Consider the following 12,644-nt stretch of genomic DNA (forward strand, 5'->3'; position numbering starts at 1 on the left):
GGGCACCTCCGCAATCCAGTTCCACCAGAACTTCCAGCTGTGTTGCGTGTTTGACTGCGGCTTGAGAGAGATCTGCAATATTAGCCAGATTGTCGGTGCAGACTAGGATACGCGCTCCAAGCTTGGGAAGCTGTGCCAAACGATCAATCTTGTAAGGATCGCACACCTCGTTGGACACCATAATGTCTGTGAGACCCGCTTTCGCCAGAGCCTCTGCTTCGCTCACCTTTTGGCAGCACACTCCGCAAGCATTGCCGTGTTCTATCTGTAGTTTTGCAACTTCAGCAGATTTATGCATTTTGCAGTGGGCCCGATGGCGAACACCATACTTGGCAATCTCATCACGCATTTTCAGCAGGTTATGATCAAAGGCATCAAGATCAACAATCAAAGCAGGCGTTTGCACATCATCCAGCTTCATTCCCGGTAGGGCAGGGATGTCATAGCCAAGCGTGTACTGGGAAAGATCAGAGGTCACGGCGAAGTCCTTGCAGCAGGCGTGAGTTCAGTAAGAACGAAACTGAACAGATAGAACGGCAGAAGAAATGCACCACACACCGCTTCCGCCTGCAAGTCTAGCTCGCCTTGATGTAGCGAATCTTGCCACCTGTCGAAATCGTTTCAGCCGCCCGCAAAATGGATTGGGTGTCGATGCCGTAATGAGCATAAAGATCGGCAATGGTGCCAGTCTGACCAAAGTGCTCTACGCCAAGAGTGCGGATTGTGTTGCCTTTCACCGCACCAAGCCATGCAAGGGTCGCAGGGTGTCCATCCAGCACTGTAATGAGCGAGCAGTTGTCCGGCACATCATCAAACAAGCGCTCAATGTGGCTGCGAGCATGCATTGCCCCACGATCCCGAGCCCGCTGTGCAGCTGTCCACCCTGCATTGAGGCGGTCAGCAGACGTGATTGCCAGCAGACCAACATCACGGCGGTCTTCCGCCATCATCCCAACAGCGTTGATTGCCTCCGGTGCGACGGCACCGGTGTAAGCGATCACAACTTCTGCATTCGGTCCCGGCTTGCGCAGCCAATAAGCGCCATCGACAATGTCCTGTTCGTCTTCAGGTGAGATCGTCCGTTGAGGCTGCTCCAGCGGGCGGGTGGACAGGCGCAGGTAGATGGATCCTCCTGTCTGATCCCGCAACCATGTGCGCTCATCAGGGTCTCCCTCTCCATCGCGTTGCATGTAATCAAACCCAAAGCGCATGATGGTTGCCAGCTCATCTACGAAGGCAGGCTCAAACGCGGCAAGCCCATCCTGAGCCATGCCAATCAACGGCGTGCTGATGGACTGGTGTGCCCCACCTTCCGGTGCCAATGTCACACCGGACGGTGTTGCCACCAACATGAAGCGGGCATCCTGATAACAAGCATAGTTAAGCTGGTCAGCCGCACGAAGTATGAACGGATCATAAACTGTGCCAATCGGCAACAAGCGCTGACCGTTGATGCTGTGAGACAACCCAAGTGCAGAAAGGAGGAGGAACAGGTTGGATTCTGCAATGCCCAGCTCGATATGCTGGCCTTGCGGAGAAAACGCCCATTTGAAGGTAGATGGTATCCGTTCTGCTTTAAATGTATCCGCCAGTTCTTCCTTGGCAAACAATCCACGTTGGTTGACCCATGGGCCAAGATTGGTGGAGACCGTCACGTCTGGCGCGGTCGTCACAATATGTTTGGCAAGCTCTTCATCCTGCTTGGAAATTTCGTGCAGGATCTGACCGAACCCCATCTGCGTGGAAAGCATCTTTTCTGCTGCATTGGGTGCCGGCAATTTTGCTGGTACAGGCACCGTTTTCGCAGAATAGCGACGGCTGCCTTTTGAGAAGAACGGTGCTTCGGTCACGAAAGTCTGAAGGTTTTGCGGGTCAGATGTGCTTTCCCACTTGTCCCACTCATGCCCTTCGCGAATGCCTTCCAGCTTGCGGTATTCTTCCATCTGCTTGGAGGTCATCAGGCCTGCATGATTATCTTTGTGCCCTGCCAGCGGCAAGCCAAAGCCTTTCACGGTGTAGCACAGGAACAAGACAGGGCGATCATGGGTCTTGGCACTCTCAAATGCCTCAATCAGGGACGGCAAATCATGGCCACCCAGATTGCACATGAGCTTGGACAGCTCAGCATCACTGCGCCGATTAATCAGCTCGTTGACCTCGCCCTGATCTCCCAAATCATCCAGCAGTCGCTTACGCCATGCTGCCCCGCCTTGATAAGCAAGGGCACAATAAAGCTGATTGGGGCACAGATCGATCCAATCGCGCAGTTTGCTGCCACCCGGTTCTTTGAAGGCGTCTTCCTGTAGGCTACCGTATTTGAGCGTGACGACTTCCCAGCCGAAATTGCGGAAGATGCTCTCAAATTTCTCCCAAAGGCCTTCGCGGATCACTGCATCCAATGACTGACGGTTATAATCCACGATCCACCAGCAATTGCGCAGGCCATGTTTCCAGCCTTCCAGCAGTGCCTCGTAGATGTTGCCTTCATCCATCTCCGCATCACCAACCAGCGAGATCAACCGGCCTTCAGGCGCTTTGTTGAGCCCGCCATGCGCTTTCACATAGTCTTGCACCAGTGATGAAAACAGCGTCTGCGCGACCCCAAGGCCAACGGAGCCAGTTGAAAAATCAACGTCATCAATATCCTTGGTGCGAGAGGGGTATGATTGAGCACCATGAAACCCACGAAAGTTCTGCAGCTTCTCCAGCGACTGGTTCCCGGCCAGATACTGGATCGCGTGGAAGATAGGCCCGGCATGCGGTTTCACCGCCACCCGGTCTTGCGGGCTCAAACTATGGAAATAGAGCGCAGTCATGATGGTGCTGATAGATGCACAAGACGCCTGATGGCCGCCAACTTTCACATCGCCAACGTCAGAGCCGCGGAGATGGTTGGCATTGTGAATGGTCCAGGAGGCAAGCCATCGCACTCGGCTTTCCAGCGTACCCAAAGTATCCAGTGAAGCTGCGCTCATTAAACTCCCCGTCGGTTTCATTGGAATATTTTTATTCCGCGAGGCTATCAGGTTGCCTTGAGAATTAATCTCTTGAGCCAACTGATATACCTTCATGAATAAGGGAAATTTTTGAGCTTTGATCGAATTTAAGGAAAATACTTCCGCCTAACCTATTCGTAATGCACTTTTCAGCTCATATGCTACGTAGATTCACGGCTGACCTTTTGCGGGGAGTGCGGTCTTTGAGCGCCTCAACATCAAAGGCACAACGAAGGTCAGCAGCAGTAGGCGGAAGACGTGGTGGGCGGCGACGAAGGTGGGGTCGAGACCGCTTTGAACAGCGATGGCGGCCATAGCCTCAACACCGCCTGGAGCGAACGCGACGAACAACAGGCTTGGGTCCAGTCCAACCAGTGGCATCACCAGCACAACCCCAAGGATTGCCATACCAACTGTGATGAGCGTAACCACAACGCCCGCGCCAATGGCTTTGGCGAAAAGGTCAAGACTGACACCTTTGAAGCGGGTTCCAACCAAAGCTCCCATCACCAGAAATGAGCTGAGTGTTGCCCAGTCTGGCATCTTGCCAGGTGTGAGTGCGCTTACGTGCCCTAAAGACGACACCAGCATCCCGCCGAGCAGATAGGCGGCGGGGAGTTTCATCTTTAAGAAGATGGTTCCAACGACAGCCGCTCCGAGCAATAGATAGACAGCTGAGAGTAGACTGATGTTTTGCACGGGCAGGAAGGAAGCGCCTGTTTCCTCAAAAAGCAGCGAGACAAAGAGCGGAACACAGATGGTGAGAAACAAGACCCGCGTGCTTTGTGCAAGCCCGATGCGGGTGACGTCCGCTTTGCTATCTGCCGCCATGCTGAGGATGTAGCTCAAGTGCCCCGGTGAAGATGCAAGTGAGGCGTTATAAGCATCAAACCCGAAAAACCGTACCAAAATCGCACGGCTGATCAGCATACTCAGGATAAGACTGATCCCCAACGCCAAGAAGCTCGCAGGCCATGTAATCGCGGCATCGATAACGGCAGGCGACACGCCAGAGCCAATGCTCGTACCCAGCACAATGAAGCAGAGCGTGCGCAACCAGAGTGGAACGATGACGGGAGCGCCCAGCAAGCCACCGAGCGAAACGGCAAGAGCTGAGCCGGTGAGGGGGGCTGCCGGGAACCCGAGGAGGGAAAAAAGACCAGCCCCTGCGCCTGCAATGGCAAGCGTAATGGACAGATTGGACCAGTCTTTCTTCTCAATTGCCAAAACTCAGTTTCCCAGCTGCGGTTTGATCAGTCGCTTTCAGCGGCTTCCAATTCCTGCTTGCGCACACGACGTGCACGGATGGTTGGCAAAACGACCAGAATAACCGCCAGAGCCAGCAGGCCCATGGTCATCGGGCGTTCCATGATAAAGCTAATCCCATCATAAAGCTGCATAGACCGGGAGAAATTATCTTCCAGCATGCTGCCCAGAATGAACCCAATCAGCAGTGGCGCGAGCGGATAGTTGGCAAAGCGCAGGAGCGTTGCACATACACCAAAGCCTACGAGCATCAGCAGTTCCGTTGCATTGTTTTGTCCAATATAGGCACCCATGAGGGTGAAGAACAGAATGAACGGAATGAGATAGTTGCGCGGCACAGCCAGCACTTTGGCGATGTAAGGGATGAGCGGCAGGTTCAGGATCAGCAGGATCACATTGCCCACATACATGGAGATGATCACGGACCAGAAAATCTCTGGCTGATCGATCATCAGGCGTGGCCCCGGTGAAACGTTCAAAGCGATCAGGGCACCGAGCAGGATCGCCGTTGTCCCGGATCCCGGAATGCCGAGTGTCAGCAGAGGAACGAAGGAACCAGTACATGCCGCGTTGTTCGCAGATTCTGGAGCAGCAAGACCTTTGACAGAACCTTTACCGAACTCAGCCTGTTCTTCTTTCGGCGCGATGTTGCGTTCTACCGCGTAGCCGAGGAAGGAGGCGATTGTTGCGCCAGCTCCCGGAAGAACCCCAATCAGGAACCCTTGAATAGATTGGCGACCAATCACTGGCGCAATCTTCCTGGCCTCTGCTTTTGTGATGCGCAGATCCTTGATGTCACCGCTACTTCCACCAGAGTTTGAACGGGACGGGTCCAATACAAGGAATAATGCTTCGGGCAAAGCGAACATGGCCATGGCCAGCGTGATGAACCCAAAGCCCGATTGCAGATCCAAAATACCCATGGTGAAGCGCGGTTGGTTGAACAACGCTCCTTCACCAACGGTTGCCATCATCAGGCCTACCAGTGTCATGAGCAGGGCTTTGCCCACCTGTCCGCTGCCCGCGAAAGCAGCGATTGCGGAAAGCCCGACGACCATCAATGCGAAGTATTCAGCAGAGTGGAAGAGCAGCGCCACGGATGCGAGCGCAGGTGCAAAAATCATCAGCAGGATTGCGCCGATGCTGCCACCCGCGAAAGAAGCAATCGCCGCAACTGTCAGCGCTTTGCCTGCCTTGCCCTGGCGTGCCAACGGATAACCATCAAAGCTTGTTGCAACAGTAGATGCGACACCCGGTGCGTTGATGAGGATGGAGGACGTGGAGCCACCAAAAATCGCGCCATAATAAACGCCTGCAAGCAGGATCAAGGCCGCGGAAGGATCACCGATGGAGATCGCAACAGGGATCATGATGGCAATGATGGACATAGGCCCAAGACCCGGCAACATGCCGATGAACGTGCCAATCAGGCAGCCGCCAATCACCATCAAAAGATTAGAAAACGAGAAGGCCGTCGAGAGGCCAACCCAAATACCGTCTAACATCGTGGCCTCCTAGTTGAAAAATGTTGGAAGAGGGCTGAGGTAAATGCCCAGTGTTTGCTGAACCAGATACCACACACCGCCAGCAGCAATGGCTGCAACAGGCACAAGGATCACAAAACGCCGCTCTCCAAGCAGAGCTGCAGAGATCACCAGAAAGAGCAGGGTGGAGAGCAAGAAGCCAGCAGGGCGCAGCAACAAAGCATAGCCTGCCATCAGAACCAGCAGGAACACGGCCTGACCAATGTTGTAGTCCCATAATCTGCTGAAATCGATCTCGTCTGCATCTGAATCTGCAGGCTTTTTCTCAAACCCGAGCAAAATGGCGAGGCTTGTGATTGCAGCCAGCACCGCAATGACTTTTGGAAACGTGCTCGGCCAGATTGGGTTAAACCGCATAAACGGTGGCAAACCAGCGTCCATCAGAAAAAACGCGGTGTATCCGTAGCTTAAACTCATTGCCAGAATGACAAGTGCAATCCATCGGTCCAGTGCCATCATCCCCTCCCGTTGGCGTGACAAGTGGATGCGCTGCCAAGAGCGCATCCATTTATTCTTATTGATTTAGAGGAAGCCCAGCTTCTTCATGAGATCGCCGATGGTCTTTTCCTGACCTTCAAGGAACGCGTGGAAGTCTTCACCAGAGTTATGGATATTGACCCAGCCGTTGCGTGCGCGCACTTCTTCCCACTCAGGGGTGTCGTACATCTTCGCAAGAGCTTCCTGATAGGCAGCAACCTGCGCCTCTGGCAGGCCAGGTGCGCCGAAGAAACCGCGCCAGTTGACGAACGTGGTGTCAATGCCCTGTTCCTTCATGGTTGGCGCATCTTTGTAGGCCGCAACGCGCTCATCAGCAGTGACACCAATAATTTTCACTTCACCCGCGTTGGCAAGATCAATCGCCTCAGAGAAGCCGGTAGAAAGCGCGGAGATTTCGCCGGAAAGCAGCGCCGCCATGGCCTTACCACCCGCATCATACGGAATGTACTTCACCATGGTCGCATCTTCGCCAGCTGCTTCCATCACCATGGCCGCAACAAGGTGATCCATACCGCCCGGGACAGAACCGCCACCAATTGCAGTGCCGCGCTTGTCAGCTTTGTAGGCTGCCAGCAGATCACTCATGGAGTTGATTGGACTGTCCTTGCCAACCACGATGGCTGCATAATCGCCAATGGTGCCGGCAACCAGTGTCAGGTCGCGAAAGTTGTGCGGGAATACGCCAGTCAGCGAGCGGATCACGATTGGCGTGGAGTTTACCATCAACGTGCCGTGCTGGCTTGCTGCATTCTCGATGAGATACCCAATGGCCTTACCGCCGCCGCCGCCGGACATGTTTTCAAAAGAGGCCGTGCCTGCAAGGCCGGACTTGGTCAGTGCTTCGCCTGTACCGCGTGCAGTACCGTCCCAGCCACCACCAGCACCACCTGGAATGAGGAAGTGAATGCTATCAACCACTGGCTCTGCAAATGAGGCCGTTGGCATGGAAAATGTCATCGCAGCCAAAGCCGCTGCCGCAACCACGCGGCGCGCCCGAATAAAACTCATTGTGTCCTCCCATTTGACAAGGGCAGCATTTGTCACCCATGACTTACGTGAAAACACGGAAACCTGACACAAACCTGTCACCTCCTTGATTTTTTGGGGAAGCAAAAGATGAGATTTCTTCTCGTTGAAGATAACGCCAAGCTGGCGACATCCATTGTCGAAAGATTGACACTGGATGGTCATGTCGTTGATCACGCTGCTGAAATATCTACTGCCGAGGACTACATCTCGACAGCAGATTACGACATGATTTTGCTCGATATCATGCTTCCGGATGGCGATGGGCGAGATTTTCTAAATGAACATCGAGGCCGTCAGGATGACACTCCGGTGATCGTTTTGACAGCACGTTCAGAGGTCTCAGACAGAGTAGGGGTGCTCGATCTCGGGGCTGATGATTACATCACAAAACCCTTTGATTTCTCGGAGTTAGAGGCAAGATGCCGTGCTGTCATAAGGCGGAGATCCGGCGGAGTGACAAATGCGAAGCGATTCGGCGATCTGGTGTTTGATTCACTGGCTGGCACACTCAAAATTGGCAGCAAAACAGTGAGCCTGCGTAACAAAGAGCTGCGCCTTTTGGAGATATTTTTCGGCGCTCCGGACGTTATTTTTTCAAAAACAAAGCTTGTAGACAGATTATTTTCTTATGACGAAGATGTCTCGGAAAATGCCATCGAGGTCTATGTTGCCCGTTTGCGCAGGCATATTTCATCTTCCTCAGTCCAGATTATCACCGTTCGCGGCCTAGGGTATCGGTTAAGCCTGACATGAACTCTGGTGCCAACATATCCGGTTCAATCCGCCGCCGCCTGACCCTACAGCTCCTCGGCATTGCTGCCGTCCTTGCAGCCCTGCTGTTTGTGATGGTGATGACTTATGCCAAGCAAGTCGCAGAAGAGTCTCAGGACAACATCCTGTCAGCCTCCGCCACGTCCATTTTGGACAGCGCCGCAATTCAGAGCGGGGAGGTGACGGTCGATATTCCGTACTCCGCCCTTTCCATGCTTGGCAATGTCAGTGATGACCGCGTGTTCTACCGCGTTGTCGTCAATGGAAAGTACCTTACCGGGTATGAAAGCTTGCCCATTGCCAAGGCTTCGAAAGGGCAGGACAGTCACAGGTTCATCACCTCTCATTACCTGGGTGAAAGCATTCGTATGGTCTCCGCCACACGCCGCCTTTCCAATGCATCCGGCCCTGTCGAAGTCACCGTGTCTGTCGCTCAAACACTAAAGCGTCAGCGAGAAACCTTGGAGCGCATCTCCGCGAATGCTGCCTATCTCGGTTTCGGGTTCTTTATTGCAGCTGCCGTGCTGGGTGTTTTGACAGCTCAATCAGCCGTGCGCCCTGTGCAGACACTGGCAAACTCTGTCTCAAAAAGAGGTCCGCAGGATCTGAGGGCAGTACAAGCTCCTGTGCCGGGTGAGATGGCACCGCTTGTGGTGGCGCTTAACCGGTTCATGGCACGGCTTAAGAAGTCACTCACACGCTCCGAAGAGTTCATCGCAGAAGCTGCTCACCGCATCCGCACGCCGCTTGCAGTGCTGCGAACGCAAGCGGAGATTGCCTTGCGCCGCGTGGAGCGACCAGAGAACAGAGCGGCTTTGAAAGAGATGATCCGGGCTATTGATGAGAGCTCACGCGCAGCAGGCCAGTTGCTGGATCACGCCATGGTTTCCTTCCGCACGGACCATCTGGAGGTCAAGGACATCAACCTGCTGGACCTGGCAGAGGAAACTCTTGAACGGCTACGCCCACTGGCAGAGATGCAAGACAAAACCCTGAGCTCGCATGGTGAGGAACCGCCGCAGATCTCTGGAGATGCGATCCTTATCCAAAATGCGCTGAGCAACATTTTGGACAATGCGATCAAGTACGCGCCGCAGGGCGAGGACGTACAGGTTATCGTTACCTCCGAAGACAACTGGGTTGTGTTATCGGTTTATGACCAAGGCCCAGGCTTTGCTCCGGAAGACATAGACCAGTTGACGGAACGGTTCTCACGCGGCAAAAACGCCGAAGACACGGTCGGTTCCGGGCTTGGGCTTACAATCGCCGAAGAGGTGACACAAGCTCATGGCGGACACCTGAAACTTTCGAACAGAACAAATGTCAGAGGCGCATGCGTATCCTTCTATTTCCCTCAGTCCTGATCGTGTTGCTGGCCTCATTGCTTTCCGCAGGTGCCTACGAGATTGAACAGCACAAAGTGTTTCCCGCTCCGCAAGAGGGTGCGAACCTTCGTATTATCTCCAACTCAGACATCGACATTTTCTCGCCCATGGTGGTAGCGTTTCAACGCAAATATCCGAGTGTTTCTATAGACTATACCGTTGTCAGCAGCACCGAGTTGATGACAGCCCTTTATGATGAGAAACAGGTTTTTGACGTTGCCATATCATCTGCCATGGACCTGCAGGTGAAGTTGGCGAACGACGGATTCACCCTGCCGCACAACTCCTCAGTCGCCGGTTTGATGCCGGACTGGGCCCGCTGGCGCAATCACGTGTTCGCCTTCACGCAGGAACCAGCTTCGGTGGTCTATTCCAAATCCGCCTTTGCAGGGTTGGAAGTGCCAACATCACGGCAAAATCTGATTTCAACTTTGCGCAACCATCCAGAACGCTTCCTCGACAAAGTCGGTACCTATGACATCCGTCAGAGCGGCCTTGGCTTTCTGTTTGCCACGCAAGATGCCCGTACATCAGACACTTTCTGGCGTTTGAACGAGGTAATGGGCTCACTGAACGCCCGTCTCTACTGCTGCTCCGCTGATATGATTTCTGACATCACAAAGGGCGATCTGGCCGTTGCCTACAACGTGCTCGGCTCCTATGCCTCTGCACGGGCCGCCAGTGATCCTGATATCGGCATTCTCGAACTGGAAGATTTCACCACACTCATGCTGCGCTCTGCCATCATTCCAGCGGGGGCAGAACAACCCGAAATCGCGGGCGCCTTCATAGATCATCTGATCACTGCATCCTGGAGCGAGGAGGGGGCTGACTACTACCCCTATCCAAAACTCAACCGCAACGAGATTGCCCCAAACCTATCCCTGCGAGCCATCCGCCTCGGACCAGGTCTGTTGGTTTATCAAGACAACCTGAAACGACAACACTTCCTCCAGGAATGGCAAAACGCGATTATTCAGCAGTGAGATAAACCAAGTCAGAAGGTGGAAGGATTTTGTCGCTCAATCCTCTTTCACCTTGTCAGAGTTTGTGGCAAGAGGCTGCCTCCAAATCCAGCTGAGTGAAAGCCACCAATGCCTGTAGAGATCCGCCCACTGAAGAATTCAGATGCCCCAGACTGCGCACGCGTGTTTTATGATGCCGTCACGATCGGAGCAAAGGAGCATTACTCCGAGGAGCAACTCGCTGCATGGGCTGGGCCTGCACCCGCACCTGAGCGTTGGTCTGCTAAACTCCACGATATGACTGGCTTTGTTGCTGTCAAAGACAACTCAGTAATCGGTTTCATGACCATCGATGCAAAAGGTTACATCGAGTTCGCATTCACCAGCCCTTTCCACACCCGCCAAGGTGTCGGCACCGCCATATATGATCAGCTGCAGAACTGGGCAGAACAGCGCAACATCTCAACCCTTTCAGCAGATATTAGCGTGGCTGCAAAAGCTTTCTTCCTTCACCAAGGCTGGCAAGTTGAGCGCGAGCAAGCACCCGTTGTTCGAGGAGTCACGCTCACAAACTTTCTCATGACAAAGACCTTGTCCGCGTAACATTTCATGACACCCGCCAGAGTTCCTGCGATATGCACATGGTGTCATGCCCGCAGGCCCTCAACGAATAAATGACCGACTTTGAGTTGCACTCCCAAGTACTCGCTTTTATCAGTATAAGATAAGAATGATATTTGAACTTGTTTCCGATAGCCATGATTGTGTGCACTCAAGCCATTGAATTTATGCTGCATTTCGCTGAGTGGGGTTGTTTTGTCTGATGTTACCTTAAAGGCTAAATGGGGACAGATCAGCCTCCTGTTTTCAGCCAACTTTTTGTCTTTATTGGGAAATGGCCTGTCTGCCATCGCAATACCGTGGTTTGTCTATGACCTGACGGGCAACGCAGTCATCACAGCAACAATCGCCATTGCCGGACAGCTTCCAAACATCGTTGTCGGTCTCTTCAGCGGGCCGTTGATCGACAAGTTCTCTGCCAGAACCACCAGTATTTTCTGCGATACTGTGAACGCCTTCGCCGTACTTTTGATACCGCTGCTATACGCTGTTGATCTGCTGGATCTTGCCCTTCTTGGATTTCTCGTCTTCCTCTCGCAGGTCATCGATGTTCCCGGACAAACCGCAAAAAGCGTCATGATCCCGGCGTTGATTGATCGGGAAGGATTGCGTCGCGAACGGGTGAACGGAATGAACTCGCTTCTTGAGACTGTGGCTGACCTTCTAACCCCATCGATGGCTGGCATCCTGATCGCCGCCTTTGGCGCGACCACAGTCCTGATCTTAGACTCACTGAGTTTCCTGATGGCGCTTATGATTGTATCCATAGGCATCAAAGCCACTCGTCAGCAAGACGCAGCTAATACAAATAAACAGCCAGTGAAAGAAGTCTGGAAATGGATACTCTCAACTCCGGGCATCTTAAAGCTCGGCCTTTATGACTTGATCATCAATACAGTGGCGGTCTCCTTGCTTTCATTGACCTTGCCAGTTCTGGCAAATTCAAATGACAAGCAAGCAGTCTGGCTTGGAATCTGGCTCACATGCTTTGCCTGCGGAACCACACTCACAACACTGGCTTACACGTTCCTGGGCCACCGAGTGTCCTCACTCCGGCTCCTGCAACTCACACCCATCGGACAAGCACTCGGCCTAGCCTTGCTGCTCTGGATGTTCAGTACGGATTGGACAAGCGGCAATGTCGAGACCGCGGCAATCATCATTTCACTGGGAATGTTTGTGTACGGTGTGAACCTAGGAGTTGGTAGCGTCGTTGATGCGACCGTACTTCAAAAACTCGTTCCCGAGGACAAACGCGGCACAGTCTTCTCCGCCTTCTCCTCCCTACGCTACACCGGTGTCCCCCTAGGCCTCTTCCTCACCGGAATCCTCCTGGAACAAAACAACCCCACCCTCCTCTTCACCACCTTCATCGCCCTCCTAACAATAAACTCACTGCTTTGGGTAAGAGGGGCAAGTGAGATTTAAGGCGCAGTCCTGAAGTTCCATAATTCACATTATCCGTTTTTCGGATGTAACCGCCATGCTAAAGTGTCAGGATCTATCAATCTAGAAGTGTCACACTGATCCTGTTGTTGGTCTCTTGCAAGGATGGTGCGACATGGGCAT

At 53.3% G+C, this 12,644-nt stretch carries 11 protein-coding genes; 5 read left to right on the plus strand and 6 right to left on the minus strand.

Annotation, left to right across the window (positions count from 1 at the left end):
* The 6 genes from PPL9_RS04025 to PPL9_RS04050 form a co-directional block, all read right to left on the minus strand.
* Positions 1–421, minus strand: a 421-nt coding sequence (locus PPL9_RS04025; protein WP_208989154.1) for an alanine racemase, incomplete at its 3' end; no start/stop codon positions are given.
* 154 nt (positions 422–575) lie between these two features.
* Entirely contained in the window at positions 576–2,975 is a 2,400-nt protein-coding gene (locus PPL9_RS04030) for a transketolase (RefSeq protein WP_057461442.1), read from the minus strand.
* Between the two features lie 192 nt (positions 2,976–3,167).
* Positions 3,168–4,223: an AbrB family transcriptional regulator gene (locus tag PPL9_RS04035; protein WP_057461443.1), complete on the minus strand. Its 1,056-nt coding sequence runs from the start codon at positions 4,221–4,223 to the stop codon at positions 3,168–3,170.
* A gap of 26 nt (positions 4,224–4,249) precedes the next feature.
* Positions 4,250–5,767 (minus strand): tripartite tricarboxylate transporter permease, encoded by a 1,518-nt coding sequence (locus tag PPL9_RS04040; RefSeq protein ID WP_057461444.1) that lies wholly within the window; start codon positions 5,765–5,767, stop codon positions 4,250–4,252.
* Positions 5,768–5,776: 9 nt separating this feature from the next.
* The gene (locus PPL9_RS04045; protein WP_057461445.1) at positions 5,777–6,262 is read right to left on the minus strand and encodes a tripartite tricarboxylate transporter TctB family protein; all 486 of its coding nucleotides are present in this window, start codon (positions 6,260–6,262) and stop codon (positions 5,777–5,779) included.
* 66 nt (positions 6,263–6,328) lie between these two features.
* Complete coding sequence (locus PPL9_RS04050) at positions 6,329–7,312, minus strand: tripartite tricarboxylate transporter substrate-binding protein (RefSeq protein ID WP_057461446.1); 984 nt, start codon at positions 7,310–7,312, stop codon at positions 6,329–6,331.
* 108 nt (positions 7,313–7,420) lie between these two features.
* Here PPL9_RS04050 and PPL9_RS04055 point away from each other — a divergent pair, with 108 nt between their 5' ends.
* The 5 genes from PPL9_RS04055 to PPL9_RS04075 all read left to right on the plus strand — a co-directional run bounded on the left by PPL9_RS04055 (position 7,421) and on the right by PPL9_RS04075 (position 12,503).
* Positions 7,421–8,086, plus strand: a complete 666-nt coding sequence (locus tag PPL9_RS04055; RefSeq protein WP_057461447.1) for a response regulator transcription factor — start codon at positions 7,421–7,423, stop codon at positions 8,084–8,086.
* On the plus strand, positions 8,083–9,468 hold the full coding sequence (locus tag PPL9_RS04060; RefSeq protein ID WP_057461448.1) for a sensor histidine kinase: 1,386 nt from the start codon (positions 8,083–8,085) through the stop codon (positions 9,466–9,468). Before PPL9_RS04055 ends, PPL9_RS04060 begins: the two co-directional genes overlap by 4 nt.
* Complete coding sequence (locus tag PPL9_RS04065) at positions 9,438–10,475, plus strand: ABC transporter substrate-binding protein (RefSeq protein WP_057461449.1); 1,038 nt, start codon at positions 9,438–9,440, stop codon at positions 10,473–10,475. The genes PPL9_RS04060 and PPL9_RS04065 overlap by 31 nt, the downstream gene beginning before the upstream one ends.
* 108 nt (positions 10,476–10,583) lie before the next feature.
* A complete protein-coding gene (locus PPL9_RS04070; RefSeq protein WP_057461450.1) occupies positions 10,584–11,057 on the plus strand; it encodes a GNAT family N-acetyltransferase in 474 nt (157 codons plus the stop codon).
* 213 nt (positions 11,058–11,270) lie between these two features.
* A complete protein-coding gene (locus PPL9_RS04075) occupies positions 11,271–12,503 on the plus strand; it encodes an MFS transporter (protein WP_057461451.1) in 1,233 nt (410 codons plus the stop codon).
* The last annotated feature ends 141 nt before the right edge of the window (positions 12,504–12,644 follow it).

The sequence above is a fragment of the Pseudovibrio sp. POLY-S9 genome (genome assembly GCF_001431305.1).
In the GTDB taxonomy this organism is placed as follows: domain Bacteria; phylum Pseudomonadota; class Alphaproteobacteria; order Rhizobiales; family Stappiaceae; genus Pseudovibrio.

Bases quoted from the DNA above. Each gene is read 5' to 3' on its own strand.
- PPL9_RS04070 (WP_057461450.1), top strand. From the start codon at position 10,584: ATGCCTGTAGAGATCCGCCCACTGAAGAATTCAGATGCCCCAGACTGC.
- PPL9_RS04040 (WP_057461444.1), bottom strand. From the start codon at position 5,767: ATGTTAGACGGTATTTGGGTTGGCCTCTCGACGGCCTTCTCGTTTTCT.
- PPL9_RS04050 (WP_057461446.1), bottom strand. From the start codon at position 7,312: ATGAGTTTTATTCGGGCGCGCCGCGTGGTTGCGGCAGCGGCTTTGGCT.
- PPL9_RS04045 (WP_057461445.1), bottom strand. From the start codon at position 6,262: ATGGCACTGGACCGATGGATTGCACTTGTCATTCTGGCAATGAGTTTA.
- PPL9_RS04060 (WP_057461448.1), top strand. From the start codon at position 8,083: ATGAACTCTGGTGCCAACATATCCGGTTCAATCCGCCGCCGCCTGACC.
- PPL9_RS04030 (WP_057461442.1), bottom strand. From the start codon at position 2,975: ATGAGCGCAGCTTCACTGGATACTTTGGGTACGCTGGAAAGCCGAGTG.
- PPL9_RS04055 (WP_057461447.1), top strand. From the start codon at position 7,421: ATGAGATTTCTTCTCGTTGAAGATAACGCCAAGCTGGCGACATCCATT.
- PPL9_RS04065 (WP_057461449.1), top strand. From the start codon at position 9,438: ATGCGTATCCTTCTATTTCCCTCAGTCCTGATCGTGTTGCTGGCCTCA.